General features: G+C 61.9%; 25 protein-coding genes. 16 read left to right on the top strand and 9 right to left on the bottom strand.

All coding sequences use genetic code 11. The features are described 5' to 3' along the window. Positions 1–38: 38 nt before the first annotated feature. Complete coding sequence (locus AC56DI_RS04170; protein ID WP_496345062.1) at positions 39–206, top strand: DUF2897 family protein; 168 nt, start codon at positions 39–41, stop codon at positions 204–206. 103 nt (positions 207–309) lie between these two features. Here the strand turns inward: AC56DI_RS04170 and AC56DI_RS04165 are convergent, their stop codons facing one another. Next, positions 310–894 carry a TetR/AcrR family transcriptional regulator gene (locus AC56DI_RS04165; protein WP_496345061.1) on the bottom strand — a complete coding sequence of 195 codons (585 nt, stop codon included), beginning with the start codon at positions 892–894 and terminating at the stop codon, positions 310–312. A 176-nt stretch (positions 895–1,070) separates the two neighbouring features. Between AC56DI_RS04165 and AC56DI_RS04160 the strand changes: the two genes are divergently transcribed. The 5 genes from AC56DI_RS04160 (at position 1,071) to AC56DI_RS04140 (ending at position 5,577) form a co-directional block, all read left to right on the top strand. Next, positions 1,071–2,339 carry an NADH:flavin oxidoreductase/NADH oxidase family protein gene (locus AC56DI_RS04160; protein WP_496345060.1) on the top strand — a complete coding sequence of 423 codons (1,269 nt, stop codon included), beginning with the start codon at positions 1,071–1,073 and terminating at the stop codon, positions 2,337–2,339. A 78-nt stretch (positions 2,340–2,417) separates the two neighbouring features. Further along, the gene (locus AC56DI_RS04155) at positions 2,418–3,233 is read left to right on the top strand and encodes an oxidoreductase (RefSeq protein WP_496345059.1); all 816 of its coding nucleotides are present in this window, start codon (positions 2,418–2,420) and stop codon (positions 3,231–3,233) included. A gap of 117 nt (positions 3,234–3,350) precedes the next feature. Beyond that, a complete protein-coding gene (locus AC56DI_RS04150; RefSeq protein WP_496345058.1) occupies positions 3,351–3,932 on the top strand; it encodes a 2-hydroxychromene-2-carboxylate isomerase in 582 nt (193 codons plus the stop codon). A gap of 5 nt (positions 3,933–3,937) precedes the next feature. Next, positions 3,938–4,639, top strand: a complete 702-nt coding sequence (locus AC56DI_RS04145; protein WP_496345057.1) for an SDR family NAD(P)-dependent oxidoreductase — start codon at positions 3,938–3,940, stop codon at positions 4,637–4,639. Between the two features lie 179 nt (positions 4,640–4,818). Beyond that, on the top strand, positions 4,819–5,577 hold the full coding sequence (locus AC56DI_RS04140; RefSeq protein WP_496345258.1) for a CPBP family intramembrane glutamic endopeptidase: 759 nt from the start codon (positions 4,819–4,821) through the stop codon (positions 5,575–5,577). Positions 5,578–5,594: 17 nt separating this feature from the next. Here the strand turns inward: AC56DI_RS04140 and AC56DI_RS04135 are convergent, their stop codons facing one another. Next, entirely contained in the window at positions 5,595–6,338 is a 744-nt protein-coding gene (locus AC56DI_RS04135) for a substrate-binding periplasmic protein (protein ID WP_496345056.1), read from the bottom strand. Between the two features lie 146 nt (positions 6,339–6,484). Next, entirely contained in the window at positions 6,485–7,108 is a 624-nt protein-coding gene (locus AC56DI_RS04130; RefSeq protein WP_496345257.1) for a TetR/AcrR family transcriptional regulator, read from the bottom strand. A gap of 207 nt (positions 7,109–7,315) precedes the next feature. On the opposite strand from AC56DI_RS04130, the gene AC56DI_RS04125 reads away from it, so the two are divergent. The 7 genes from AC56DI_RS04125 to AC56DI_RS04095 all read left to right on the top strand — a co-directional run bounded on the left by AC56DI_RS04125 (position 7,316) and on the right by AC56DI_RS04095 (position 16,746). After that, on the top strand, positions 7,316–9,106 hold the full coding sequence (locus AC56DI_RS04125; RefSeq protein ID WP_496345055.1) for an acyclic terpene utilization AtuA family protein: 1,791 nt from the start codon (positions 7,316–7,318) through the stop codon (positions 9,104–9,106). 11 nt (positions 9,107–9,117) lie between these two features. Continuing rightward, on the top strand, positions 9,118–9,987 hold the full coding sequence (locus tag AC56DI_RS04120; protein ID WP_496345054.1) for an SDR family oxidoreductase: 870 nt from the start codon (positions 9,118–9,120) through the stop codon (positions 9,985–9,987). Positions 9,988–9,990: 3 nt separating this feature from the next. Beyond that, entirely contained in the window at positions 9,991–11,607 is a 1,617-nt protein-coding gene (gene atuC, locus AC56DI_RS04115; RefSeq protein ID WP_422587733.1) for a geranyl-CoA carboxylase subunit beta, read from the top strand. A 17-nt stretch (positions 11,608–11,624) separates the two neighbouring features. After that, a complete protein-coding gene (atuD, locus tag AC56DI_RS04110; RefSeq protein WP_496345053.1) occupies positions 11,625–12,785 on the top strand; it encodes a citronellyl-CoA dehydrogenase in 1,161 nt (386 codons plus the stop codon). Positions 12,786–12,889: 104 nt separating this feature from the next. Further along, positions 12,890–13,687 (top strand): enoyl-CoA hydratase/isomerase family protein, encoded by a 798-nt coding sequence (locus AC56DI_RS04105; protein ID WP_496345052.1) that lies wholly within the window; start codon positions 12,890–12,892, stop codon positions 13,685–13,687. Positions 13,688–13,850: 163 nt separating this feature from the next. Beyond that, entirely contained in the window at positions 13,851–15,839 is a 1,989-nt protein-coding gene (locus AC56DI_RS04100; RefSeq protein WP_496345051.1) for an acetyl/propionyl/methylcrotonyl-CoA carboxylase subunit alpha, read from the top strand. 88 nt (positions 15,840–15,927) lie between these two features. Continuing rightward, positions 15,928–16,746: an SDR family oxidoreductase gene (locus AC56DI_RS04095; protein WP_496345050.1), complete on the top strand. Its 819-nt coding sequence runs from the start codon at positions 15,928–15,930 to the stop codon at positions 16,744–16,746. A gap of 62 nt (positions 16,747–16,808) precedes the next feature. Here AC56DI_RS04095 and AC56DI_RS04090 read toward each other — a convergent pair whose 3' ends face one another. Both AC56DI_RS04090 and AC56DI_RS04085 read right to left on the bottom strand, forming a co-directional pair. Beyond that, a complete protein-coding gene (locus AC56DI_RS04090) occupies positions 16,809–17,111 on the bottom strand; it encodes a DUF1883 domain-containing protein (protein WP_324520119.1) in 303 nt (100 codons plus the stop codon). Positions 17,112–17,198: 87 nt separating this feature from the next. Next, positions 17,199–18,221 carry an AraC family transcriptional regulator gene (locus AC56DI_RS04085; RefSeq protein WP_496345049.1) on the bottom strand — a complete coding sequence of 341 codons (1,023 nt, stop codon included), beginning with the start codon at positions 18,219–18,221 and terminating at the stop codon, positions 17,199–17,201. Between the two features lie 133 nt (positions 18,222–18,354). Here AC56DI_RS04085 and AC56DI_RS04080 point away from each other — a divergent pair, with 133 nt between their 5' ends. Both AC56DI_RS04080 and AC56DI_RS04075 read left to right on the top strand, forming a co-directional pair. Further along, on the top strand, positions 18,355–20,094 hold the full coding sequence (locus tag AC56DI_RS04080) for an N-acyl-D-amino-acid deacylase family protein (RefSeq protein WP_496345048.1): 1,740 nt from the start codon (positions 18,355–18,357) through the stop codon (positions 20,092–20,094). An 85-nt stretch (positions 20,095–20,179) separates the two neighbouring features. Further along, positions 20,180–21,481, top strand: coding sequence for a leucine-rich repeat-containing protein kinase family protein (locus AC56DI_RS04075; protein ID WP_496345047.1), 1,302 nt, complete (start codon positions 20,180–20,182; stop codon positions 21,479–21,481). Between the two features lie 101 nt (positions 21,482–21,582). On the opposite strand, the gene AC56DI_RS04070 is transcribed toward AC56DI_RS04075, so the two are convergent. The 4 genes from AC56DI_RS04070 to AC56DI_RS04055 all read right to left on the bottom strand — a co-directional run bounded on the left by AC56DI_RS04070 (position 21,583) and on the right by AC56DI_RS04055 (position 25,427). Continuing rightward, positions 21,583–22,659, bottom strand: coding sequence for a polyamine ABC transporter substrate-binding protein (locus AC56DI_RS04070; RefSeq protein WP_496345046.1), 1,077 nt, complete (start codon positions 22,657–22,659; stop codon positions 21,583–21,585). 114 nt (positions 22,660–22,773) lie between these two features. Next, the gene (locus AC56DI_RS04065; protein WP_496345045.1) at positions 22,774–23,115 is read right to left on the bottom strand and encodes a cupin domain-containing protein; all 342 of its coding nucleotides are present in this window, start codon (positions 23,113–23,115) and stop codon (positions 22,774–22,776) included. Positions 23,116–23,153: 38 nt separating this feature from the next. After that, a complete protein-coding gene (locus AC56DI_RS04060; RefSeq protein WP_496345044.1) occupies positions 23,154–24,560 on the bottom strand; it encodes an NAD(P)/FAD-dependent oxidoreductase in 1,407 nt (468 codons plus the stop codon). 45 nt (positions 24,561–24,605) lie between these two features. Further along, positions 24,606–25,427, bottom strand: coding sequence for an AraC family transcriptional regulator (locus AC56DI_RS04055; RefSeq protein ID WP_496345043.1), 822 nt, complete (start codon positions 25,425–25,427; stop codon positions 24,606–24,608). 193 nt (positions 25,428–25,620) lie between these two features. On the opposite strand from AC56DI_RS04055, the gene AC56DI_RS04050 reads away from it, so the two are divergent. Next, complete coding sequence (locus tag AC56DI_RS04050; RefSeq protein ID WP_286817760.1) at positions 25,621–25,836, top strand: DUF2970 domain-containing protein; 216 nt, start codon at positions 25,621–25,623, stop codon at positions 25,834–25,836.

The raw sequence follows: 25,836 nt of genomic DNA, 5'->3' as shown, positions 1-25,836 counted from the left end.
ATACACTGGGGCTCAACCTAATCTGCGGAGCGTTTCTCATGCCTTGGTACGCCTGGCTCATCATGGCCCTAGCCCTGGGCTCGATTCTCGGCGGCCTGCTGCTGTTGCGCGACAGCGCCGGCAAGCTGCCGCTGACGGAAGAACAACTCAAGCGCGTGCACGAACGCAATGCGGAGATGGACGCCAAGGATGCTGAACAGCGCTGAGGCAGGCCCGTACGACGTAATGACATCGCACCGGCAAACACGCTGACGGGTTAATTACACGCTGCCCCACGCCGGAGCGATCCGCACACGTACTCTGTCGACGTCATCCAGCCGTTAGTGGCGCTGAACCCGAGTCAAGAATCGCAGTACGGCAGGTATCCAGAATTTCATCTGCCAGCGGTGAATCATCAGGGCAAGCCCGGGACAAAACGAGCGCACCAAGCGCATGGGCAATGGTATCAATCGCTCTGGCGCGGGCGTCTCGTCGTGCTTCCTCAGTGCCTGCAGGCTCCTCACCGAGCAGGTCGGCAAGTATGCTTTCGAGGCCCGTCGCGAAGGTTGTCTTGATCGCCTCTGGCTGACGTGCCGCGTCGCCGCACAAGGCCGCCAGGGTGCAGCCGCCGCTGCGGTCGTCGCGATGCTCACGTGACACGTAGTGGCCAATGAAATCAGCCATATTCACGCCGTCCAGCAGTGACTGGGTCTTGGCCACCCCACAGGCAGCAGCTTCTGCCATCAGCTCCGCCTTGGAGCCAAAGTGCCGGTAAAACCCACCGTGGGTGAGGCCAGCAGTCGCCATCAGCTCCGCCACACCGACACCGTCATAGCCGCGCTCACGAAATAGCGTGCAGGCCGTATCGACAATGTGCGCCCGGTTCGCCTCTACCTGCGCCTTTGTAACCTTCATGCCCAGCCCCCTCTTCTGCAGTCATTGCCCGGCAAAGATACATTGATGTTACCCATAATCAAAATGTTTGACTATTTTGATTACGATCATCATCATAAATTCCATCGGCACCCAAAAACACTGACCAAGAGAGATGCCGACACATTTTGCTCATCTCATTTTCAGGTAGCCCGCCCATGCCGCAATCAACCTTGCTCAACACCAACCTCCTGACGCGACAGCTGCAACTGCCCAACGGCAGCCTGTTGCGTAACCGCTTGGCCAAGGCGTCCATGAGCGAGGCGCTGGGCACCTACGACAACCGCCCGACCCTGGGGCTGGTCACGCTTTATCAGCGCTGGGCCGCATCCGGCATCGGCCTGATTCTGACCGGCAACGTGATGATCGATCGGCGGGCGCTGGGTGAGCCGGGCAACGTGGTCATTGAGGACGAAGCGGATCTGCCGATCCTGCAACAATGGGCGCGTGCCGCCACCGATCAGGGCGCGGCCATCTGGGTGCAGCTCAACCACCCCGGCAAGCAGTCAACCAAAGGCCTGAATGAACGCACTATCGCGCCATCGGCGGTGCCATTTCGCGCGGATATGGCGGCGTTTTTCGAGACACCTCAAGAAGCCACCCAGGCAGAAATCCAGGACATCATCAAGCGCTTCGGCCGTAGTGCGGCCATCTGCAAAAAGGCCGGTTTCAGCGGTATCGAAATCCATGGCGCGCATGGCTACCTGATCAACCAGTTCCTCTCGCCGCACCACAATCAGCGCACGGATCAATGGGGCGGCTCGCCGGAGAACCGCCGCCGCTTCCTGCTGGCCGTCTACACCGAGATTCGTCGCCAAGTGGGTGCCGACTTCCCGGTGGCGATCAAGCTCAACTCCGCAGATTTCCAGCACGGCGGCTTTAGCGAAGAAGAGTCGCAGGCAACCATTCAGGCGCTGGTCGATGCCGGCATCGATCTGATCGAGATATCGGGTGGCACCTACGAAGCCCCGGCCATGAGCGGCGCCCTCCAGGAGCAGAAGAAGGCTTCCAGCGTGGCGCGCGAAGCCTACTTCCTCGAATTCGCCGAAAAAGTGCGCGCCGCGGTGCAAGTACCGCTGATGCTCACCGGCGGTTTTCGCAGTGCTGCCGGCATGAATGCAGCACTGGCCTCCGGTGCGGTGGATGTCATTGGTCTGGCGAGACTGATGGCGATTGATCCCGACGCGCCGGCCGCACTGCTGCAAGGAAGAGACAGCGCGCAACAGGTGCACAGCATCAAGACAGGCATCAAGCCGGTCGACCGCATGGGGCTGATGGAGATTCTCTGGTACTCCCTGCAACTCAAGCGAATCGCCAAGGGCGGCGAGCCGCGTGCCCACGAGAGTGGCCTGCTGGCGCTCGTGAAGTCGCTGGCCATGAGCAGTTGGGGCACCTATCGCACCCGACGCCTGCGTGCGCGTAATTAAGGCACGCATTCAGCAACAACCCTGATCGCAATTGCTCGCCGAGCGGTTGCCAGAAGAACTCACACATAAGGTACTGCCATGACTTCCAACACCCCCATCGCACTGGTCACTGGAGCCTCATCGGGCATTGGCGAAGCCACGGCCAAGCGGCTGGCGCAGGCTGGCTACAAGGTTTATGGCACCAGCCGGCGCGGAGCCCAGGCCGCGCAAGGCACCATCAGGATGCTGGCGCTCAATGTCACGGATGACGCCTCCGTAGCGGCGGCGGTCAGCGAATTGATCGGGCTTGAAGGACGTATCGATCTGCTGGTGAACAATGCCGGTATCGGCATTGCCCCTGCCGGTGCGGAAGAAAGCTCGATCGAACAGGCCCAGGCGCTCTTCGACACTAACTTCTTTGGCCTGGTGCGCATGACCCGCGCCGTGGTCCCACACATGCGCCGTCAAGGCAGCGGCCGAATTATCAATATCGGCTCGATACTGGGCGTCGTGCCCATGCCTTATATCGCGCTGTATGCCGCCAGCAAACACGCCGTAGAGGGCTATTCGGAAGCGCTTGATCATGAACTGCGCACGCGTGGCATTCGCGTAGCGGTCATCGAGCCGGCCTTTACCAAGACCGCATTCGAGGCGAACACCATTGAGCCCGATGCCACGCTCGACGAGTACCGCAGCGTACGGGCCAGCATCACCCAGGTGTTCAGCCAATCGATGGCCAGTGCCGATGATCCTGACATCGTTGCCAAGGTTGTGCTCAAGGCCGCTAGCGCCGCGCGACCCAAACTGCGTTACACCGCGGGTGTCGCCGCTGGCCGTTTGAGCCTGCTGCGCGCCTTCGCACCCGCGGGGGTTCTCGATGCTGGCATCCGTAAAAATCTGCAGCTCAATGACTAAAACACTGCAAACACTGGATGAGCACACCCATACCCGGCGAGCGCATTCAGCTGCGCCCCAACCCCTGCGCGACTGGAAAGACTCGCGCTCTTATAAGGCCCCCACAGGAGCTCGCACATGAAGCAAACCGTTGAGTTTTTCTTTGATTTCGTCAGCCCTTACAGCTACCTGGCGTATAGCCAGCTAGACAGCCTGCAGGCGGATATCCGCCTGCGTCCCATGCATGTACTGAGCGTTATGAAGGCCGTTGGCAACACGCCGACCACCGTCACCTGCGCCGCGAAAGGCCGCTACGCCGGCGCCGATCTCGCACGCTGGGCGCGTCGCTATGGCGTCGTGCTCAAGCGCCCGGACATGCGCGCGATGAACAATGCCGCCTGTGCACGGGCCGTACTTGCTGCTCCGTCCAATGAGGCCGCACGGCAGATCACCACCGCGCTGTTCAATGCCTGCTGGCGGGACGGTCAGACCCTGACCACGACCGCCGAAGTGCTCGGCGTGCTTGCAGCCGCAGGCATCGAAACGGCGAGCTTGGCTGGCCAGATCGATGCACCGGAAACCCTCGAACAGCTGGAAAAGAACAATCAGGAAGCGGCCGAGCGCGGCGTATTTGGCGCACCGAGCTTTTTGCTCGGCGAGAGCTTGTTCTTTGGTAATGATCGACTCGATTTTGTTCGCGAACAGTTGGCAGGAGCGTAACCATCATGACTAACACTACTCAGCAACCATTGGCCCTGATTACCGGCGTCGGCCCAGGCGTCGGCTCATCCCTGGTTCGTCGTTTTGCCGAGGGCGGCTATCGCGTTGCGATGATCGCTCGCGACACCGCCCGACTGGCCGAGCTTGAGGCCGAAGTGCCCGGTGCATTTGCCATGCCCTGCGATGTCACCGACGTCACCGCGCTTAAACAGGTGGTCGAGCAGATTGGCGCACCGCAAGTGGTGGTGCACAACGCGGTAGGTGGATCCTTTGCCCCCTTCCTCGATACCGATCCGCAAACCCTGCGCCGTAATTTCGAAGTCAACACCATGGCGCTGCTGAACCTGGCGCAACTGGTGGCCCCGGCGATGATCGAGGCAGGTAAAGGCGCCATCGTCGTCACCGGCAATACCTCGGCGCTGCGTGGCTCACCCAACTTCGCCGGGTTCGCGCCCACCAAGGCCGCTCAGCGCATTCTCGCCGAGTCGCTGGCCAGGGATTTGGGGCCCAAAGGGGTCCATGTGGCTTATCTGGTCATCGATGCCGTAATCGATGTGCCTTGGGCACGCGAGATGTACAGCAACGCGCCGGATGATTTTTTCATCCAACCCAAGAGCATCGCCGCGGAGGTCTTTCACTTGGCGCATCAGCCTAAAGATGCCTGGACCTTTATCTCCGAAGTGCGCCCCTACCGCGAAAAGTGGTAAAGAACGCAGGAGAAGCATAAGCCGCCTGGCTTCATACACACCTCAGAGTGCTTGCCTTTGCACGGTTGCAGCCCCTCAGTGCCTGACCTGAGAAGCACCTGCGCATCAGCACCCAGCAACCTTTACGCTTAAGCCGCTAAACTGCCGCTCTCGTTTTAGCGCAAGTACCCACCATGCCCATTCCCCTGCATCTGCGTCTACTATTGCCCGCACTGGTATTGGGGCTGGGCGTGGCCAGTGGTCACGTACAGCCTGTGGGGCTGTGTCTTGGCGCCCTGTATAGCGTTTGGGTACTGCGGGGCGCGAGCCATCTACCGCGCTGGCTGTGGTGGTCGGTGAGCTTGCTGAGCAGCATGGCGTTGGCGGCCCATCTGTTACCCGGTTTTGTGGCGATGCCACTCTGGGCGGCGCGCCAACTCAGCCCAGATGCCGCGCCCTATGCGTTGCGCCTGAGCTGGGACAAATGGCTGGTCGGCATGACGCTACTGGCCTGGTGGCTGGGCCAACCTGCAGTGGCAACCGCTCACCCAGGGCGCGCCTGGCCGATTGCCCTGCTAACCCTGCTGGCAGTACCGACACTGGCGCTAGGGCTTGACCTGCTCGCCTGGCAGCCCAAATGGCCCGCTGATATTGGCTTGTGGCTGGCGGTGAATATCGGGGTGGCGGTGCTGGCGGAGGAGTTGCTGTTTCGTGCCTGGCTGCAGCCTTGGCTGATCGCCAGGTTGGGAATCTGGCCAGGGCTGTTGCTGACGGCTGGGCTGTTTGCAGCCGTACACCTGCCGTTTAGCCCGCTGTTTGCATTGATCGCGGGCGTTGCCGGTCTGGGCTATGGCCTGATGTTCTACTGCAGCGGCCGCCTGCTGGCGGCGGTGGCCTTACATGCGGCAGTCAATCTGCTGCACCTGCTGCTACTCAGCTATCCCCTGCGCCTGGTTTGACCCATAACGCCGTGGCATCAGGGGCGGACGACCTTACGGCTTTGGGTCAGGTCGTAGCGACGATACAACGCGCTCAACTCGCCGCCATCACGCAGCTGAAGTAACACGCGGCGCAGGTTTTCAACGCTGATGGGGGCATTGGGGCGCAGCAGCGCTTGGTGCCGATAGACCTGGTCAACGCGATCTGAAACCAGCATCTGCGCGCGCTGCTCGGGATAGCGCAGGAGGTAATCCTGCAGATAGGAACGCGTCACCACCGTAAGGTCGGCGCGCTCGCGCAGCACCATCAACAGATTGCTGTCATGGGAATAGGTCAATACCGCATTGAACTGCTTGGCCAGGTACTCGGGGTCGGCATTGAACTGAGCAAATCCGTAGTGGTAGCCGCTGAAGAGTGCCAGGCGCTTGCCGCTGAGGTCGGAAAAGTACCCTTGCCCGCGGCCGGCAATGGCTTTTGCCACGTACACCTCGGCATCCTGAACCTGCAAATCAAAGGTTTCATGCGCCGTATTCTGCCAGCCCCAGGTGGGCGACTCGAACATGATCAGGTCGTAGCGAGCGTTCTGAAAATCGCGGAAACGGCGAGGCACTGAAGTAGCCACCAGCACAAACTTATAATCGCTCTGCTGGTTGTTCAATGCAGTCAGCAGTTCTGGCAGCAGCCCTTGCGGCGCGTCAGTCTCGGGTTTGCTCACATAGGGCGGGAAATGATACGCGCCGACTTTGACCAACTGCGCCGCCAATAAGGGCTGCGCAGCCAATAAGACAAGCGCCGCCAACAACAATCGACAAACAACACGCACTGCACACCCCCGAAAGCTACTGCTGTGCAGAGTGTAACCGAAGATTTACGAAGTATTGCTGAGCCATGATGGCAAATGGCCGGCCAGGCGGACAAAAGTCCATCTCAACTGTCTTTGATCACCAGCGATAAGGCTTCATGGGCCAGTTGGTCGAGGCTCATCGGCCCTTCGGGACGGAACCAGGTGGTGCTCCAGGACAGCGCACCCGTGAGGAAGCGACGAATGATGAACGGATCAGCCTTGAAGTAGCCGGCGGCACGGGCCTCCTCCAGCACATCCAGCCAGATCTGCTCGTAGGTATCGCGCAGGCCGAGGATGTAGGTACGGCCATCAGCCGACAGCGAGCGCCACTCATACACCAGCACACCCATGGCCTCACCAGTGCCGCCCATGATCGATTGCAACTCGCAGCGGATCAGCGCCAACACCCGCTCTTGCAAGGTATGCGCTTCGGCCAGGGCCGCGTGCATCAAGGCGGTGTTGTAGATGATGGTCTCCTCCATCACCGAGCGCAGGATCTCATCCTTACTCTTGAAGTGATGAAAGATGCTCCCCGACTGAATGCCCACCGCGCCCGCTAGATCACGCACGGTGGTGCGCTCATAACCTTTGCTACGAAACAGGTGAGCAGCAGTTTGCAGCAACTTGCCACGGGCGCTTTCCGGGTCGGTCACCCGGCCCGCCGCGACCAACTGCTGCATCACATCGCGGGCTTTTTGTTCGTCCAGGCTCATTGATTCCCCTAATCCGGGTGCCCCCGGTACAGCCATCCAACTTAAGAATGGTCTGCAAGTGTTTGTCTTAAGAGTGAAATTTATGCCCCAGGGGCCAGCCAAGCAAGCGCTTGGGTAAAAAGTTGTTTCGGGGACTTTCAAACCAAGCGCTTGCTTGGTAGTGTTCACCTTACCTTATCCATGTGTTGCGGAACCCCTCCTATGAACAAAACCGTACGCATCGGTTGCGCCTCCGCTTTCTGGGGCGACACCTCCACCGCCGCCGCCCAACTGGTACACGGCGCTCCAATCGATTACCTGGTATTCGACTACCTGGCCGAGATCACCATGTCGATCATGGCCGGCGCGAAGATGAAGAAGCCCGACGAAGGCTATGCCAAGGACTTCGTTGACGTGCTCGCGCCCTTGCTGGGCGACCTCGCAGCCAAGCAGATTCGCGTAGTCAGCAATGCTGGCGGGGTCAACCCGCAAGCCTGCGCCAGCGCCCTGGCCGCAGCCTGCGAGAAGGCCGGAGTGAACCTGAAGATTGCCGTCGTGCATGGCGACAACCTGCAACCCAAGCTCGGCGAACTGGCCAAGGCCGGCGTCAAAGAGATGTTCAACGGCGCGCCATTGCCGCCCTTCTGCGTCTCGCTGAACGCCTACCTGGGCGCGCCAGGCATTGCTGCAGCGCTGGATCAAGGTGCGGACATCGTTATCACTGGCCGCGTCGTCGACAGCGCCGTGGTCAGCGGCGCCCTAGTGCACGAGTTTGGCTGGAGCTGGAGCGATTACGACCAACTGGCCCAAGCCGCCCTCGCCGGCCACTTGGTTGAATGTGGCGCGCAAAGCACTGGCGGCAACTTCACCGACTGGCGCGACGTACCGGACTACGAACACATCGGTTTCCCGATCATCGAAGTCAGCGCTGACGGCAGCTTCACCCTCAGCAAGCCCGAGGGCACTGGCGGCCTGGTAACGCCGTTTACCGTCGGCGAGCAGATGCTCTACGAAATCGGCGACCCACGCGCCTACCTGCTGCCGGATGTAATCAGCGACTTCAGCGCCGTCACCCTCGAACAAAGCGGCCCCGACCAGGTGCTGGTCAAAGGTGCCAAGGGCCTGCCGCCTACTGACCAATACAAGGTCAGCGCCACCCACCCGGACGGCTTTAAATGCACCGCCAGCTGCCTGATCGCCGGCATTGATGCCGTGGCCAAGGCCGAACGGGTCAGCCAGGCCATCATCAACAAGACCAGCGAAATTTTCACCCAGCGCGGTTGGGGTCCTTACCGTGAAGTGAATATCGAGATTCTCGGTACGGAAGCCACCTACGGTGCCCACGGCCAACGCCGCGACACCCGTGAAGTGGTGATTAAGCTCGCCGTCAGCCACAGCAAGAAGGAAGCCCTGGTGCTGTTCTCTCGCGAGATCGCTCAGGCCTCCACCGGCATGGCGCCGGGCCTGACCGGTATCGTCGGCGGCCGCCCCACCGTATACCCAGTGATTCGCCTGTTCTCCTTCCTGGTCGACAAGAGCGCCTGCACTCTGGAAGTGGAATTAGATGGCCAACGCACCCCCGTCGCCCTACCCGACCTCGCTTCATTCGACCCGGCCAGCATCGCCACGCCTGCCGCCGTGCCGCAACCACAGGGTCAAGCCGACGCCTGCGTGCCGCTGATCAAGGTGGCGGTGGCGCGCTCAGGCGACAAGGGTAACCACAGCAATATTGGTGTGATGGCCAGAAAGCCCGAGTATCTGGCGTGGATCGCGGCTGCGCTGAGTGAGGGCGCCGTGGCCGAATGGATGCAGCACGTACTCGACCCGCAAACCGCCAAGGTGTCGCGCTGGTACCTGCCCGGCAGCCATAGCCTGAATTTTTTGCTGGAGAACGCCCTGGGCGGCGGCGGGATCGCCAGCCTGCGCATCGACCCGCAGGGCAAGGCCTTCGCCCAGCAGCTGCTCGAATTTCCGATTCCGGTGCCCCAGGCACTGGCTGACAGCCTGTCATAAGGACAATAACAATGGCATACGACTCAGTGTTCAAAGCCGGCCTGTTTGCCGGCCAGACCATCATGGTCACCGGCGGCGGCAGCGGCATCGGTCGCTGCACCGCCCATGAACTGGCGGCACTTGGCGCCCATGTGGTGCTGGTCGGGCGCAAGCTGGAGAAGCTGGAAAACACCTGCGCGGAAATCATCCACGACGGCGGCCAGGCCAGTTTCCAGGTCTGCGATATCCGTGAGGAAGAGGCCGTCAAAGCCATGGTCAAAGCCGTGGTCAGCGAACGTGGGCAGATTCACCACCTGGTCAATAACGCCGGCGGCCAGTTCCCGGCCCCGCTGATTGGCATCAACCAGAAAGGCTTCGAGACCGTGGTGCGCACCAACCTGGTCGGTGGTTTTCTGGTGGCCAAGGAAGTGTTCATGCAAAGCATGAGCAAGCACGGTGGCAGCATCGTCAACATGCTCGCTGACATGTGGGGCGGCATGCCCGGCATGGGCCACTCCGGCGCCGCCCGCGCCGGCATGGAGAATTTCACCAAAACTGCCGCCTACGAGTGGGGCCATGCCGGCGTGCGGGTCAACGCCGTAGCGCCGGGCTGGGTTGCCTCCAGCGGCATGGACACCTACCCGGATGCGATGAAAAACATGATCCGCTCGCTCAAGGATCACGTGCCCCTGCAACGCATTGGCACCGAGGCGGAAATCGCCTCGGCAATCGTCTTCCTGCTCACGCCCGGCGCCAACTTCATCAGCGGCAACACCGTGCGTATCGATGGCGCCGCGAGCCAGGGCACCCGCGCCTGGACCCTGGCCAAAGCCAAGAACAGCGAGTCCTACAACGGCTTCCACCGGGCTTACCTGCCCGATGTACTGAAAGAGCAGGAGTAAGTCATGCCCGTCATTCAGTCTGAGATTGACGTCCACGGTACTGCCTTCGCGCAGAACCGCGAGACCATGCTGGCCACCATCGCCGGTTTTCGCGAGGTCGAGCAGAAGGTTCTGGACAAGGCCAATGAGGCCAAGGCCAAGTTCGAAAAACGCGGCCAGTTGCTGCCCCGCGAGCGCATCAACCTGCTGCTCGACCCCGGCGCGCCATTTCTGGAGCTGGCCTCGCTGGCCGGCTACAAGCTGCACGACGACAAGGACGGCAGCATGGCCGGCGGCGGCCTGATCGCTGGCATCGGCTATATCCAGGGCGTACGCAGCCTGGTCATCGCCAACAACAGCGCGATCAAGGGCGGCACCATCTCCCCCTCCGGCCTGAAAAAATCCCTGCGCCTGCAGCAGATTGCCTTTGAGAACAAACTGCCGGTGGTGACCCTGGCCGAAAGCGGTGGTGCCAACCTCAACTACGCCGCCGAGATTTTTGTCGAAGGCGCCCGCGGCTTCGCCAACCAGGCACGCATGTCGGCCATGGGCCTGCCGCAAATCACCGTGGTTCATGGTTCCAGCACCGCCGGCGGGGCCTATCAGCCTGGCCTTTCTGATTACGTGGTAGTGGTGCGCGGCAAGGCCAAGATGTTCCTTGCCGGCCCGCCACTGCTGAAAGCCGCCACTGGCGAAGTGGCCACCGATGAAGAACTGGGCGGCGCCGAAATGCACGCCCAGGTCGCCGGCACGGCCGAATACCTGGCCGAAAACGACGCTGATGGCGTACGCATCGCCCGCGAAATCGTCGGCATGCTGCCATGGAATGCGCAGCTGCCGGCCCCAGTGAAAACGCCCTATCAGGAGCCGCTGTACCCGGCCGAAGAGCTGCTCGGCATCGTGCCAAACGATGCGAAAAAGCCCTACGACGTGCGCGAGATCATCGCCCGTATCGCCGATGGTTCAGTGTTTCTCGACTTCAAAAACGAGTTCGACAACCAGACCGTCTGCGGCCACCTGGCCATCGAAGGCCAGCGCTGCGGCTTTATCGGCAACAACGGCCCGATCACCCCGAAAGGTGCCGCCAAGGCCGCGCAATTTATCCAGCTGTGCGAGCAGAGCAACACGCCGATTCTGTTCTTCCACAACACCACCGGCTTTATGGTCGGCACCGAGTCGGAACAGAACGGCGTGATCAAGCACGGCTCCAAGCTGATCCAGGCCGTGGCCAATTGCAGCGTGCCCAAGCTGACCATCGTCGTCGGCGGTTCCTACGGCGCGGGCAACTACGCCATGTGCGGCCGTGGTCTGGACCCACGCTTTATCTTCGCCTGGCCCAACAGTAAGACCGCCGTAATGGGCGGCGCCCAGGCCGGCAAGGTGCTGCGCATCGTTACCGAGGACAAGCACCTGAAGATGGGCCAAACGGCCGATCCAAAGATGCTCGACATGCTGGAAACCGTCACCGCGCAGAAGCTCGACAGCCAGTCGACGGCCCTGTACGGCACCGCCAGCCTATGGGACGACGGCCTGATCGACCCACGTGACACGCGCAAGCTGCTGGGCTTCTTGCTCGACATCTGCGCCGAGGCGGCCGTGCGGCCGCTCAACTCCAATACCTTCGGCGTCGCTCGCCTGTAACCCTTCGGAGAATAAAAATGATTTTTACCCAAGAACACGAAGAACTGCGTCGCACGGTCCGTAACTTTGTCGACAAGGAAATCAACCCGCACGTCGACGAGTGGGAAAAGGCCGGCAAATTCCCCATCCACGAAATCTTCAAGATGGCCGGTGACCTGGGCCTGCTGGGTATTTCCAAGCCGGAGAAATTCGGCGGCATGGGCCTGGACTACAGCTACTCGATCGTCGCTGCCGAAGAGTTCGGCACCATCCGCTGCGGTGGCATCCCGATGTCGATTGGCGTGCAGACCGACATGTGCACCCCAGCCCTAGCTCGCTTCGGCTCCGATGAACTGCGCGCCGAGTTCCTCGCCCCGGCCATTAGCGGCGACATGGTCGGCTGCATTGGCGTATCGGAAGTCGGCGCCGGTTCCGACGTGGCCGGGCTGAAAACCCACGCCAAGAAAGACGGCGATGATTACGTGATCAACGGCAGCAAGATGTGGATCACCAACTCGCCGTCCGCTGACTTTATGTGCCTGCTGGCCAACACCAGCGACGACAAGCCCCACGTCAACAAGTCGCTGATCGTGGTGCCAATGAACACCCCCGGCATCAGCGTCAGCCTGCACTTGGACAAGCTCGGCATGCGCAGCTCGGAGACCGCCCAGGTGTTTCTCGACAACGTGCGCGTACCGCAGCGCAACCGCATCGGCCACGAAGGCGCGGGCTTCATGATGCAGATGCTGCAGTTCCAGGAAGAGCGCCTGTTCGGCGCAGCCAACATGATCAAGGGCCTGGAGTATTGCATCGACAGCACCATCGAATACTGCAAGGAGCGTCAGACCTTCGGTCAGCCGCTGATCAACAACCAGGTCATCCACTTCCGCCTGGCCGAACTGCAGACCGAAATCGAGTGCCTGCGCGCCCTCGTCTACCAGGCTACCGAACAGTACGTGCGCGGCCGCGACGTGACCAACCTGGCGTCCATGGCCAAGCTCAAGGCCGGCCGCCTGGGCCGTGAAGTGTCCGACGCCTGCCTGCAGTACTGGGGCGGTATGGGCTTTATGTGGGACAACCCGGTGTCGCGTGCTTACCGCGACGTGCGCCTGGTCTCGATTGGCGGCGGCGCCGACGAAATCATGCTGGGCATCATCTGCAAACTGATGGGTATTTTGCCGGGCAAGAAGAAAGCTTAGGGACGGAAACGTCGTAGGGTGGATGTCGTTTTTTACATCCACCATGGCCCCGCTCGGTGGATCGATGAAACGCGATCCACCCTACGCCTGATCAGGAAGTCATGATGGTCACACTACCGAACTGCGAAACCTTGCTGCTCAACCTTGAGGCCGGCGTGCTACACGTCACCCTCAATCGCCCAGACAGCCGCAACGCCATGAGCCTGGCCATGGTCGGTGAACTGCGCGCCGTACTCGACAGCGTGCAAAACGACCTGAGCGTACGCGCCATCGTCCTACGTGGCGCCGGTGGGCACTTCTGCGCCGGTGGCGACATCAAGGACATGGCCGGTGCTCGCGCGGCTGGCCCCGAAGCTTACCGTGAGCTGAACCGCGCCTTTGGCGCCATGCTCGAACAAGCCCAACAGGCGCCGCAAGTTGTCGTGGCGGTGCTGGAAGGCGCGGTACTGGGCGGTGGTTTTGGCCTGGCCTGCGTGTCGGATATTGCGATTGCCGATCAAGGCGCCAAGTTCGGCCTACCGGAAACCACCCTGGGGATTCTGCCGGCGCAGATCGCCCCGTTCGTGGTCAAGCGTATCGGCCTGACCCAGGCCCGGCGTCTGGCGCTGACCGCCGCCCGTTTCGACGGCGCAGAGGCCCTGCGCCTGGGCCTGGTGCATTACTGCGAAAGCAGTGACAGCAGCCTGGAACAACGTCTGGACGAGGTGCTCGGGCAAATCCGCCAATGCGCACCGCACGCCAACGCACAGACCAAAGCCCTGCTGCTGGCCACCGAAAGCGAAGCCCTCGGCCCGTTGCTGGACCGCGCAGCCGAGCAATTTGCCGCGGCCGTAACCGGCGGTGAAGGTACCGAGGGCACCATGGCCTTTATGCAAAAACGCAAACCAAAGTGGGCGCTGTAGACCGACGAACACAGACTGTAGGAGCGAGCTTGCTCGCGATCAGCCCAGACCAAGATCGCCAGCAAGCTGGCTCCTACAACAATCGAACAGACCGTAGCCCGGATGCACTCCGGGAATCGACCACCCCGGATTGCATCCGGGCTACGCCAGCAGGAGCACCCAGATGCCCGCCTTTAACAAGATTCTGATCGCCAACCGCGGTGAAATTGCCTGCCGAGTGATGCGTACGGCCAAGGAACTCGGCTACCGCACTGTGGCTGTGTATTCCGAGGCCGATGCCGGCGCTCGCCATGTGCACGTAGCCGACGAAGCCGTATGCATTGGCCCAGCCCAGGTCAACCAGTCGTACCTGGTGATCGACGCCATCATCGCGGCGGCCAAGAAGACCGGTGCCGATGCGATTCACCCGGGCTACGGCTTTCTCTCCGAGAACGCCGACTTCGCCCGCGCCTGTGAAGCGGCCGGCATCGTGTTTATCGGCCCGACCGTGGAAGCCATCCACCTGATGGGCAGCAAGCGCCTGTCGAAGATCGCCATGCTTGAAGCCGGCGTGCCGTGCATTCCCGGCTACGAAGGCGCCGCGCAAGATGAAGACACCCTGATCCGCGAGGCCGGTCGTATCGGCTACCCGCTGATGATCAAGGCCAGCGCCGGTGGCGGTGGACGTGGCATGCGCCTGGTGCATGAGGCCAGCGAGCTGGCCGAACAGATCCGCACCGCCCGCTCCGAGGCGCAGAACGCCTTCGGCTCGGGCGAGCTGATTCTCGAACGCGCAGTGATCAAGCCGCGGCATGTGGAAATTCAGGTGTTCGGCGACCAGTTAGGCAACATCGTCTACCTCGGTGAGCGCGACTGCTCGGTGCAGCGTCGCCACCAGAAAGTGGTCGAGGAAGCGCCCTGCCCAGTGATGACGGCCGAGCTGCGTAAAGCCATGGGCGAAGCCGCGGTCAAGGCCGCCGCCTCGGTCAACTATGTCGGCGCCGGCACCGTGGAGTTTCTGCTGGATCAGAGCGGCGAATTCTTCTTCCTGGAAATGAACACCCGCCTGCAGGTGGAGCACCCGGTCACTGAGCTGATCACCGGCCAAGACCTGGTGGCCTGGCAGATCCGCGCCGCCGCCGGGCAGCCGCTGCCGCTCAAACAGGATGAAATTCGCCTGACCGGCCACGCCATGGAAGTGCGCCTGTACGCCGAAGACGCCGCCCATAACTTCCTGCCGCAAACCGGCCAGGTACTGCGCTGGGAGCCGGAGTTACTCGACGGCGTGCGCATCGACCACGGTCTGGTCGAAGGTCAGGAAATCAGCCCGTTCTACGACCCGATGCTGGCCAAGATCATTGCCTATGGCGCCACCCGCGACGACGCTCGGCGCAAGCTGGTGCGCGCTGTGGAGGAATGCGTGCTGCTGGGCGTAAATGGCAACCAACGCTTCCTCGCCAACCTGCTGGCCAACCCCGAGTTCGCCAGCGGCAACGCCACCACCGCATTTATTGCCGAGCACTTCAATGCCGACCCAAGCCTGACGGCACAAGCCCCGGCGGCCAGCGAGCTGGCCATTGCCGCAGCCCTGCTCTATCAGCAATCGGCCAATGCCCGCGCCCACCAGCGCGAATTGGCCGGCTGGCGCAGTGCCGGCAGTGCGCCGTGGCAGTTCACCCTCAAGCACGGCGAGCAGAAGCACCGCGTCAACCTTGATGTACAGGTTGCCGGCAGCCAGCCGAGCCTGCTGGCAACGGTCGGCGACACCCAGGTCAGCCTGACCTTGCTGGCCAGCGATGGCCGTTGGCTGACCCTGGAGCTGGACGGCATCCGCCGGCGTATCGCCTATCAGCAACAGGCCGATCAGCTGTGGTTGTACGGCCATTACGGCAACCTGGAACTGCTCGACATCACCCACGAACCTGCCGGTGGGCAGAATGCCGCCAGCAGCGGCGCGGTCAAGGCACCGATGGACGGCGCCATCGTTGACGTACTGGTCAGCGAAGGCGAGCGCGTCAGCAAAGGTCAACTGCTGGTGGTGCTGGAAGCCATGAAGATGGAGCACCCAATGAAAGCCGGCGTCGACGGCACCGTCCGCCGCATCGGCATCAGCAAGGGTGACCAGGTCAAGAACCGCCAGTTGCTGGTGGAAATCGAAGCCGACCCGGCCTAATTGCAGAAAAGTAGGATGGGTTGAGCAACGCGATACCCTTCCTACAACAGCCAATCGGACGAATACTTACAAAGCCCGGAGCACGCCCATGTCCTTGCAAGGCAAAACCCTGTTTATCACCGGTGCAAGCCGCGGCATTGGCCGCGAGATCGCCCTGCGTGCCGCCCGCGATGGCGCCAATATCGTCATCGCGGCCAAAAGCGCCGAAGCCCACCCCAAGCTGCCCGGCACCATTCACTCGGTGGCTGCCGAAGTCGAAGCCGCCGGCGGCAAAGCCCTGGCCCTGCAACTGGATGTGCGCGATGAGGACGCGGTGAAGGCGGCCATGGCCAAAGCCTTCGAGCACTTCGGCAGCATCGATGCCGTGATCAACAACGCCGGCGCAATCAAGCTGATGGGCGTCGAGCACCTGCCGCCCAAGCGCTTCGACCTGATGTTCCAGATCAACACCCGCGCGGTAATGGTCTGCAGCCAGGCGGCACTGCCTTACCTGAAGCAAAGCCGCGGGCACATCCTCAGCCTGTCGCCACCCGTAAACCTCGACCCCAAGTGGTTCGCCAACTACGGCCCCTACACCACCACCAAATACGGCATGAGCATGCTCACCTTGGGCATGCACGAGGAGTTCAAGAAGTACGGCATCAGCGTTAACTCACTGTGGCCGAAAACGGTGATCGCCACCGCCGCCATCGAGTTTGAAGCCGGCGGCCCAGCCGTGATGAAGGCCGCGCGCCTACCGGCAATCATGGCTGATGCCGCTTACGCCATCCTCAGCAGCACCGAGCGCACGATCAGCGGCCGCCTGCTGATCGACGAAGAGCTGCTGCGCGAACACGGCGTGAGCGACTTCGAGCACTACCGTTACGACCCAAGCGGCAAACTGATGACCGACCTGTTCGTCGACTGATCCAGGCACAAAAAAAGGCGGCAACCCCGTACAGGGATTGCCGCCTTATTTTTGCGTAAGACTCAGCTCAGGCGCGAAGACGACTTGCGCAAGATTTTGATCGAGTGGGTCAGGTTGGGCTTGCGTGTGACGCTGATAGCACGGCGGCTGACGGTGTCGATGGTGATGTTCCAGAAGCCGGTGCTGGGGACGGTGATCTTCGCCGGGAAGGCATCGAAGGCGCCGCCGTGGTAGGTGTGGCGACCACCGTTCTTGAAACTGCGAAAGTTCGCATCGCTCATCAGGCGGATGTTGCAGGTCTGCGAGCATTGGATGACGACCACGTCGTCTTCATTCAAATGTTCGCGCTGATGTATGAATTTCATGTCCTGCTCCGCACTGCTTCTTTAGCCAAATCAAGACGATACCACGCCAGCCCGAGCAAGGCTGCCCTGCCCCGACCGATCACCCGACTAAATCATTGGCTTGCTGACGCCATGCGCGGCCCGCCACTGCGAGGGCGACACGCCCTGAGAGAGGCGAAAGGCTTTGGAAAAGGCAGCAATGTCGGCGTAACCGAGCATGTCCGCCAACTGGGTAATCTCCAGGCTGGACGCGCTCAGGTACCAGCTGGCAGTTTTCATCTTCACGTCCTGCACCAGCGCCTTGAACTGCAGGTTCTCGGCCAGCAAACGCCGTTGCAAAGCGCGCGGGTGCAAGCCCAGTAAGGCGGCGATATGGGCCAGGGAGTGTTGCTGCAAACCAATGGTTTGCGACACCAAGGTGCGCACCTGCAGTTCGAGATTTTCCTCGCAGCGACTGAGTAGGTCGCGCACGTAATCGTCGACTTGCGCCAGCAGTTGGCCATCGGGCGGAAGCAACGGACGCTGCAACACGCTGGGGTCAAAGACCAACCGGTCGAACTCCTGATTGAACAGCACCTCGCAACCAAAGAACTGCCGGTAGCGTGACAGCGGCGCCAGCGGCTGATGCACGAACTCGGCCCGCAGCGGACGAATAGCTTCGCCGCCAAAAGCACGCACCAACCGGCAGCAGGCGCCGAGGGCCATTTCCCGGTATTGCCGGGGGTTGTCGATGGCATAGAAGTGCTCAATGCGGTGCAGGCACACCAGGCCGCCCTCCTCACGCATGCGCCAGTGCTCGGCCTTGTTGTGCAGGGCCATAAAGCGCTGCGCGGCATTGAAGGCCGCGCCCAGGGTCGACGCCGTGAGCAGCACCCGGCCGAGCACACCTAGCATGTCGATGCCCTGATAACCGGCCAGGCGCAGGCCGAAGTCAGCGCAGGCCAGGTGCTTGGCGCAGTTGTCCAGCAAGGTCGCCAGTTGCTCGATATCGATCAACCGATCCGGATTGGCCAGCACCTCGCGATCCAGCCCAACCGCGGCCAACAGGCCATCGGCATCGCCATTCAGGCAGCTAACCAAAGGCAAAAAACCGCTGAGGGCGCCGCTGCGCACCTGATAAACAATCGACATAAGGGCCTTGCCCGGACATGGCGGGAGAAAGCGCAGAATTGATGATTTGTCGTCTAATAACAAGTGAGCCTATCAACAGCTCGCTAAGCTCGGCCCACTCATACACAACAATAATTATGCGAGAGCCCAGCTTATGAGCCAGTTCGACATCATCATCAACGGTGGCCGCTACTTCGATGGCAGCGGCGGTCCCTCGGCCATCCGCCACCTCGGCGTGCGCGATGGCAAGGTGGTGGTGGTCAGCACCGACCCTCTCGACCCAAGCCAGGCAGCCACCCTGATCGATGCCACCGGCAAGTGGGTCGCCCCTGGGTTTCTCGACACCCACACCCATTACGATGCCGAGCTGATCGTCGCCCCGAGCCTTTCGGAGTCGGTCCGCCACGGCGTAACTACGGTGCTGGTGGGCAGCTGCTCGTTGAGCATGGTGTGCTCGCCCGCCGAGGATGCCTCGGACATCTTCACGCGGGTAGAAACCGTGCCGCGCGAAAAGGTGCTGCCGATTCTGCAACAACACAAAACCTGGTCCACTCCGCTGGAATGGATCGAGTTCATCCAACAACAACCCATGGGTCCAAACGTCATCAGCCTGCTCGGCCACAGCGACCTGCGCGTCGGTGTGATGGGCCTGCACCGCGCCACCGACCGCGCCGTGGTACCGACGGAAAGCGAGCTGCAACAGATGGAAGACATCCTCGCCACGGCGCTGAATGCCGGCTTCCTCGGCCTGTCGACCATGTGCCTGAAGTGGGACAAGATCGACGGCGACCGCGAATGGTCCAAGAGCCTGCCCAGCACCTATGCGCGCTGGAAGGAAATCCGCCGCTTCAATCGCATGCTGCGCCAGCGCGGGCGCGTGCATCAGGGCGCGCCGAACGCGGCCAACCCGTTGCAAATCACTCAGTACCTGCAGCAGGCCCTGGGCCTGTTTGGCAAACCGCTGAAGACCACGCTGATCTCCATGCTCGACCTCAAGGGCAACCAGAGCCTGCAGATGATGGCGCGCCTGGCTGCCTGGAGCGCCAACCTGCTGGGCGGCAACTTCCGCTGGCAGCTGTTGCCGACGCCCTTTGCGATTTACGCCGATGGCATGGACGTGGTGCTGTTCGAGGAGTTCGGCGCGGGCGAAATGGCCCTCGACCTAAAGAACCAGATCGAGCGCAACGCCCTGCTGCAGGACGAGGGCTACCGCCGTAACTTCCGCAAGTTCTATGCGCAGAAGCTCTCGCCACGGGTCTGGCAGCGTGACTTTGGCGATGCGGTGATTCTCAACTGCCCGGACAGCAGCATCATCGGCCGTAACTTTGCTGAAGTGGCCAACGAACGCGGCGTGCACGTGGTCGATCTGTTCCTCGACATGGTGGTCAAGTATGGCCGCGCGCTGCGTTGGTTCACCGTGATCGGCAACCACCGCAAAGACCGCCTGCGCAAGATGATCAACAACCCCAACACCCTGATCACCTTCTCCGACGCCGGCGCCCATATCCGCAACATGGCCTTCTACAACCTGCCACTGCGCATGCTCAAGCTGGTGCAGGAAAGCATCGACGAGGGCCAACCGGCGATGACCATCGAGCAGGCCGTGCACCGCCTGACCGGCGAACAGGCCGACTGGTTTGGCGTCGACGCCGGCTACATTCGCGTGGGTGACCGTGCCGACATCGTGGTGCTCGACCCCAACGGCCTGCAGCAGGACATGGAGCAGGAAACCTGGGCCGAGATGCAGAACTTCGGCATCCAGCGCATGGTCAACCGCGTGCACGGCTGCGTCGAGCAGGTGATCATCAACGGCAAACTGGCCGTCGCCGATCAGCAGGTGGTGCCTGAGCTCGGTCAGCGCACCGGGTTTGGTACGTTTCTGCCAGCGCGTTGAATCGCTGACAGCGCCCGGCTTTCACCGGCCAAACAGGCGGCGTAGTGCTAAGCTCGCCGCCTTTTTTACGCCTTTGATATGACCTATGCACAGCCTTGAACAACTGCACCGCGGCGAATTGGCCGGTATCACCCGCCTCGACCTGGCCTGCGACCTGACCGAGTTTCCCGAGGCCATCTTCACCCTGGCCGATACGCTGGAAATTCTGAACCTGTCCGGCAATCAGCTCAGTAGCCTGCCCGCCGACCTGCCGCGCTTGCACAAACTGCGCGTGCTGTTTTGTTCCGATAATAATTTCATCGAAGTACCCGCCGTGCTGGGCCAATGCCCGCAGCTGGAGATGGTCGGCTTCAAGGCTAACCAGATCCGCCACCTGCCGGCGGCCGCCCTGCCGGCCAAGCTGCGCTGGCTGATCCTCACCGACAACCAGCTCGAACAACTGCCTGAGGAACTGGGCCAGTGCCCGCGCCTGCAAAAACTCATGATGGCCGGCAACCGCCTGCGCGAACTACCCGCCAGCCTGGTGAACTGCCACAACCTGGAGCTGCTGCGCATCGCCGCCAACCAGCTCGACGCCTTGCCGCGGTGCTTGGTGCAACTGCCACGCCTGAGCTGGCTGGCCTTTGCCGGCAACCCGTTCAGCGACCGCGAGGAAGTGCTGGCTCTAGCTCGCCATCCACACCCGCCCATCGCGCGCACGCAACTGGTGATTGGCGAACTGCTTGGCCAGGGAGCCAGTGGCATGATCCATCGCGCGCAGTGGTCGTCTCCCGGCCAGCCGTCACGGGCAATGGCCGCCAAGCTGTTCAAGGGCGCACTCACCAGCGATGGCCTGCCCCACAGCGAAATGGCCGCCTGCCTGGCTGCTGGCGAGCACCCCAACCTGATCCGCGTAGCCGGCCCGCTGGCCGAGCAAGCCGATGCGCCAGCAGGCCTGCTGCTGGAGCTAATCGAACCGAGCTATCAGGTCTTAGCCGGCCCGCCCTCGTTGGCCAGTTGCACCCGCGATCAATACTTAAGCGAACGGCGTTTTAGCCTCAGCGAAGCGCTGCACATCGCCCGCGGCGCCGCCGCGGCCATGAGCCATCTGCATGCTAAGGGCATCCTGCATGGCGACTTGTATGGCCATAACCTACTGGTCGACCCAGACGGCGACTGCCTGCTCAGCGACTTCGGCGCGGCCTCCTTCTTCGCCCCAGACAGTTCGCTTGGCGCGGCGCTGCAGCGCATTGAGGCGCGCGCCTTCGGTTGCCTGCTGGAGGAGCTGCTACAACGCTGCACCGCGGATGAACTCGAGCCGCTCTGGCAACTGCAGCGCCGCTGCGTGTCGACAAACCTCGCCGAACGCCCGACCTTCGCGCAGATCCTCGACCTGCTTGACGCTTGAGCCACGCGTGCAGCATCGAGCGACTCACGCAGAAGCGCAGGCCAGCAGGTAAAACGACGAAGCCCCGGACGGTGCCGGGGCTTCAGGGGACGCTGTAACCGTCAGGTGCCGCTCTTGATCTTGCTCCAGATGCGAGTGCGCACACGGTCGATCTTCAGCGGCATGGCTTCCAGTGCGTACAACTTGCTCATCACATCCTGTGGCGGATAGACCTTGTTGTCCGCCTTAAGCGCCGGGTCGACCAGGGTATCGGCCTTGCCGTTGCCATTGGCGTAATGCACGTAGTTGCTGATGGACGCCATGACCTTGGGCTCCAACAGGTAATTCATAAAGGCATAGGCCTCGGCCTGATTCGGCGCATCGGCCGGCATGGTGACCATGTCGAACCACATTGGCGCGCCTTCTTTAGGAATCACGTAGTCAATCTTCACCCCATTGCCGGCTTCAGTGGCGCGACTGGCGGCCTGCATGATGTCGCCGGAGAAACCCACTGCCAGGCAGATATCACCATTGGCCAGATCGCCGACGTACTTCGATGAGTGGAAGTAGCGCACGTTCTTGCGCATCTCCATCAGCAGTGCCTCGGCCTTTTTGTAGTCCTCCAGGTTCTGACTGTGGTGCGGCAAGCCGAGCTGGTGCAAAGCGATCGGCAGCATCTCCGGGCCATTGTCGAGGATGGCTACGCCACACGTAGCGAGCTTGGCCAAATTCTCCGGCTTGAAAATCACATCCCAAGAGTCCACTGCCACGCCTTCACCCAGTACCGCTTTGACCTTGTCGACGTTGTAACCGATGCCAGTCGTGCCCCACAGATAAGGAAAGCCATGCTGGTTGCCCGGATCGTTACCTTCCAGAGCCTTCATCAGCACCGGATTGAGGTTGCCCCAGTTAGGCAGTTTGCTGCGGTCAAGCACTTGCAGCGCCCCGCTCTGGATCTGCCGAGCCATGAAATGGTTGGACGGAAACACCACGTCGTAACCAGAACGCCCCGCCATCAGCTTGGCATCGAGGGTTTCGTTACTGTCATAGACGTCGTACTGAGCGGACAACCCGGAGGCCTTCTCGAACGCTGTCACCGTGTCCGGCGCGATGTAGTCGGTCCAGTTGTAAATACGCACACCACCCGCGGCCTGACTAACCGATGCCACCAGCATCAGCGGGATGACTTTCTTCAGCATGGGATTACCTCAACATTTTTATCAGTGTTATCGAAGTGGCAGTGAATAGACGCAGCTGGGCCTCTACGGGCGCTTGCTTACCGCTGCAAAGCTCGCGAGCGGCTATACAGGTCCTCAGAAAATCAGCACATAGCTCTTGCGCAGGGTTTCCTGGATATCCCAGATACCGGTGGTATTGGCGGGAAAGAGAATGGCGTCACCGGCCTGGATTTCGATCGGCTCACCCTCGTCAGGGATGAAGGTGCAACGCCCGGCGATAAAGTGGCAGAACTCCTGCTGCACGATCTGCCGGCGCCAGCGCCCCGGCGAACACTCCCATACGCCGGTTTCCACGCCGTCGCTGCGCTCAACGCTGGTCACCGAGGTGACCGCGACCGGCTCGCTGAGCGGCACAGCCACCGGGTTAGAGTCTTCCAGCAGCAGGCTGGCGGTGTTTTTGAACTGAGTGATAGTCACGCTTTTCTCCCGATTGATTAGCCCTAGAAACGGCTCTGCTAATGCATGAAACCTTCCATGAAGCTCGCCACACCCTGAGCAAGGCGGCGGCGCCAAGGTGCGCTGTGCGGGTCCGCTAGCACCCGGTCTTCATGGACAAAACTGCGGATGATGGCGTTGTAGCCCAACCAACGGCACGGCTCAGGCTCCCAGCCACGCAACTGGTGAAGGTTCCCATCGCGCATGACCCAAGGCTGACGGGTCAACTCGCTGTCCTTGCCGAGAATCAACTCGGCCAGGGTGCGGCCACCGAGATTGCTGGCCCCGACCCCTTCGCCGCCGTAACCACCCGACAAGGCGATGCCATTGCGCCGGTCGGCCAACATGTGCGGATGGAAACCCCGCGCCATACCCAGGTTGCCGCCCCAGGCGTGGGTCAGGCGTACCTCGCGCAACTGAGGGAACAGTTCACCGAACAAATAACGGCGCAGCTGGCGCTCATCGCTGGTCAGGTTGAAATCCGTGCGCAACTGCCCGCCGAAGCGATAACCACCACGGGCACCAAAGACCAGACGATCGTCACTGGTGCGCTGGCCGTAGGTCACCTGGCGACTGGCCTCGCTGAACGCCTGGCCCCGGTCCAGACCGATCTGCGCCCAGGTCTCGGCCGGTAAGGGTTCCGTGGCCACCAGTAGGCTCTGCACCGGCAATTGATAGCGACCCAGCGGCGGCAGGCTGGCGGCGTAGCCTTCCACAGCCGGTACCACCCAGTCGGCGCGCACGCTGCCATGGGTCGTTCGCACCAGGCCAGGTTGCCAGTCGAGGACACGGCTCTGCTCGTAGATCTCCACCCCCAGCGCCGCGACACAACGGGCCAGGCCACGCACCAGCTTGGCCGGTTGGATGGTCGCGCAGTGCGGGGTAAACAGAGCGCCATAGGGGTTGGCGACACGCAGTTGGGCCGCCAACTCGGCGGGCGCCAACCAGCGGTAATCGTCCTCACCCAGGCCCAGCTCGCGCAGCCCCTGCAATTGCTCGCGCAGGCTGACCTGCTGCTCCGGATAGCGCGCCGCGCAATACAGCACGCCGCCCTTGCGGTAGTCGCAGGTAATCGCTTCGCGCTGCAATACCGCGCCGACTTCATCGGGAATGCCGTGCAACAGGTCGAACGCGGCTTTGCGCTGCGCTGCCGGCAAGCCGCCGAGCAGGCGGTCCTCGCCCAACAGGTTACCCATCAGCCAGCCGCCGTTGCGCCCGGAAGCACCAAAGCCGGCGGTCTCCGCTTCGATGATGACGATGCGCAGCTGCGGCGCCTGACGTTTGAGGTAGTAAGCGGTCCACAGCCCGGTGTAGCCGGCACCGATGATCGCCACATCAGCCTGCAGCTCGGCGCCCAAGGCGGGACGTGCAGTCAGTGGCTCGTCAAGCTGATCCATCCACAGACTGAGGGTGCGCCAGTCGCTCATTGCATGCTCCAAAAACGAGGTATGCGCAGAGCTTAGTGACTCACCTCAAGGCGTGTCGTGCGTGCGGGCCCGCAAGGAAATCTGCTTGAGGTAGGCCTTGGGCGACTGGCCTGTATGCCGGCGAAAACAGCTGTAAAACGCCGACAAGGAATTGAATCCGGCGGCGGACGCCAGCTCATCCACCGGCCGCGGATCAGCGCCGGCGGCCAAGCCATCGAGCAGATGCTGCAGGCGCGCTTGGTTGACGTAGCGGTAAAAGCTCTGGCCGAGGACCTGGTTAAGCAGATGGGAAATCTGGTTGCGGCTGTAGCCAGTCGCCATGGCGACCTGCTGCAGGTTCAGCTCAGGGTCGAGAAAGGGTTTGTGCTGCTGGAAGTACTCCTGCAAATCCTGGGACAACTGAGCCAGTTGGCGCGCCGACAGGCCCAGGCGACTGATAGCCGGACGCGCGACACCGCCCGTGCTGGCCGTGCGCTCCTCGCGCAGCAGGGTCGCGTATTCGTTGATCCGCCAGATCAGCCCGTCACGCACGGTAATCGCCTCGCCGGTGCGAAACGACACCAGTCCGTCACTGCCCTGCAGGCACAACCGGTACTGGATAAATGCGGTGTGGCCATCGATGCGGATACGGTCGCTGTGTTCCAGTGTTTCGCCGGGCTGGCGTGGCAAGTTGTCCTGCACGTACTCGCGCAGCTCGGCCAAACCCATGCTTCGCTGCTGGAAGAAGTCGTTGTACTCGATGTCCGGGTGATAGAGCGCCAACACCGCGTCGAGGTCGCGATGCTTCCAGCTCAGGTGGTAACGCAGGATGACTTCACGGGTACGTTCGGTTTGCTGCGCATCATCAGGAAAATCACTGTCAGACATACAGGTCTCGGTGCTGAACAATCCGGGCAGCTTGCCCTAGCACCAGCAGCACCTCAATGGCGAATTCACCGACGCACGCCTATGCCTTGTCGATGCCCCACACGACACGCCCGTCTAAGCACGCCAATGCTGTACCGACCGGCATAGCTGCCAGCACAACGACTAAGCTGTGCTGGCAGACAAGGAGATCGCAATGGACGAACAACCCCCAAGCCCGCCGACGTTCTGGCAAATGCTGCACAGCGTGCTGGCCGCGGCCTTTGGCGTGCAGAGTGGCAAAAACCGCGCCCGCGACTTCAGCCAGGGCAAACCGGGGCACTTTATTGCCCTCGGTCTGTTGTTTACCCTGGTTTTCGTCCTGATTCTGGTGGGCGTGGTCAAGCTGGTGTTGCACCTGGCCGGGCTGTAA

This window comes from Pseudomonas sp. BGA-UO-ETr-WB11 (assembly GCF_059567785.1).
The sequence above is the reverse complement of the archived record's forward strand: the minus strand, read 5'-3'. Positions and strand labels throughout refer to the sequence as shown.

What these genes read in the sequence shown, in the direction of transcription:
- AC56DI_RS04105 (WP_496345052.1), top strand. Translation starts at nt 12,890, where the DNA reads ATGGTCACACTACCGAACTGCGAAACCTTGCTGCTCAACCTTGAGGCC.
- AC56DI_RS04085 (WP_496345049.1), bottom strand. Translation starts at nt 18,221, where the DNA reads ATGTCGATTGTTTATCAGGTGCGCAGCGGCGCCCTCAGCGGTTTTTTG.
- AC56DI_RS04080 (WP_496345048.1), top strand. Translation starts at nt 18,355, where the DNA reads ATGAGCCAGTTCGACATCATCATCAACGGTGGCCGCTACTTCGATGGC.
- AC56DI_RS04055 (WP_496345043.1), bottom strand. Translation starts at nt 25,427, where the DNA reads ATGTCTGACAGTGATTTTCCTGATGATGCGCAGCAAACCGAACGTACC.
- AC56DI_RS04060 (WP_496345044.1), bottom strand. Translation starts at nt 24,560, where the DNA reads ATGAGCGACTGGCGCACCCTCAGTCTGTGGATGGATCAGCTTGACGAG.
- AC56DI_RS04100 (WP_496345051.1), top strand. Translation starts at nt 13,851, where the DNA reads ATGCCCGCCTTTAACAAGATTCTGATCGCCAACCGCGGTGAAATTGCC.
- AC56DI_RS04150 (WP_496345058.1), top strand. Translation starts at nt 3,351, where the DNA reads ATGAAGCAAACCGTTGAGTTTTTCTTTGATTTCGTCAGCCCTTACAGC.
- AC56DI_RS04145 (WP_496345057.1), top strand. Translation starts at nt 3,938, where the DNA reads ATGACTAACACTACTCAGCAACCATTGGCCCTGATTACCGGCGTCGGC.
- AC56DI_RS04120 (WP_496345054.1), top strand. Translation starts at nt 9,118, where the DNA reads ATGGCATACGACTCAGTGTTCAAAGCCGGCCTGTTTGCCGGCCAGACC.
- atuC (WP_422587733.1), top strand. Translation starts at nt 9,991, where the DNA reads ATGCCCGTCATTCAGTCTGAGATTGACGTCCACGGTACTGCCTTCGCG.
- AC56DI_RS04170 (WP_496345062.1), top strand. Translation starts at nt 39, where the DNA reads ATGCCTTGGTACGCCTGGCTCATCATGGCCCTAGCCCTGGGCTCGATT.
- AC56DI_RS04075 (WP_496345047.1), top strand. Translation starts at nt 20,180, where the DNA reads ATGCACAGCCTTGAACAACTGCACCGCGGCGAATTGGCCGGTATCACC.
- AC56DI_RS04165 (WP_496345061.1), bottom strand. Translation starts at nt 894, where the DNA reads ATGAAGGTTACAAAGGCGCAGGTAGAGGCGAACCGGGCGCACATTGTC.
- AC56DI_RS04050 (WP_286817760.1), top strand. Translation starts at nt 25,621, where the DNA reads ATGGACGAACAACCCCCAAGCCCGCCGACGTTCTGGCAAATGCTGCAC.
- AC56DI_RS04155 (WP_496345059.1), top strand. Translation starts at nt 2,418, where the DNA reads ATGACTTCCAACACCCCCATCGCACTGGTCACTGGAGCCTCATCGGGC.
- AC56DI_RS04070 (WP_496345046.1), bottom strand. Translation starts at nt 22,659, where the DNA reads ATGCTGAAGAAAGTCATCCCGCTGATGCTGGTGGCATCGGTTAGTCAG.
- AC56DI_RS04125 (WP_496345055.1), top strand. Translation starts at nt 7,316, where the DNA reads ATGAACAAAACCGTACGCATCGGTTGCGCCTCCGCTTTCTGGGGCGAC.
- AC56DI_RS04090 (WP_324520119.1), bottom strand. Translation starts at nt 17,111, where the DNA reads ATGAAATTCATACATCAGCGCGAACATTTGAATGAAGACGACGTGGTC.
- AC56DI_RS04095 (WP_496345050.1), top strand. Translation starts at nt 15,928, where the DNA reads ATGTCCTTGCAAGGCAAAACCCTGTTTATCACCGGTGCAAGCCGCGGC.
- AC56DI_RS04160 (WP_496345060.1), top strand. Translation starts at nt 1,071, where the DNA reads ATGCCGCAATCAACCTTGCTCAACACCAACCTCCTGACGCGACAGCTG.
- atuD (WP_496345053.1), top strand. Translation starts at nt 11,625, where the DNA reads ATGATTTTTACCCAAGAACACGAAGAACTGCGTCGCACGGTCCGTAAC.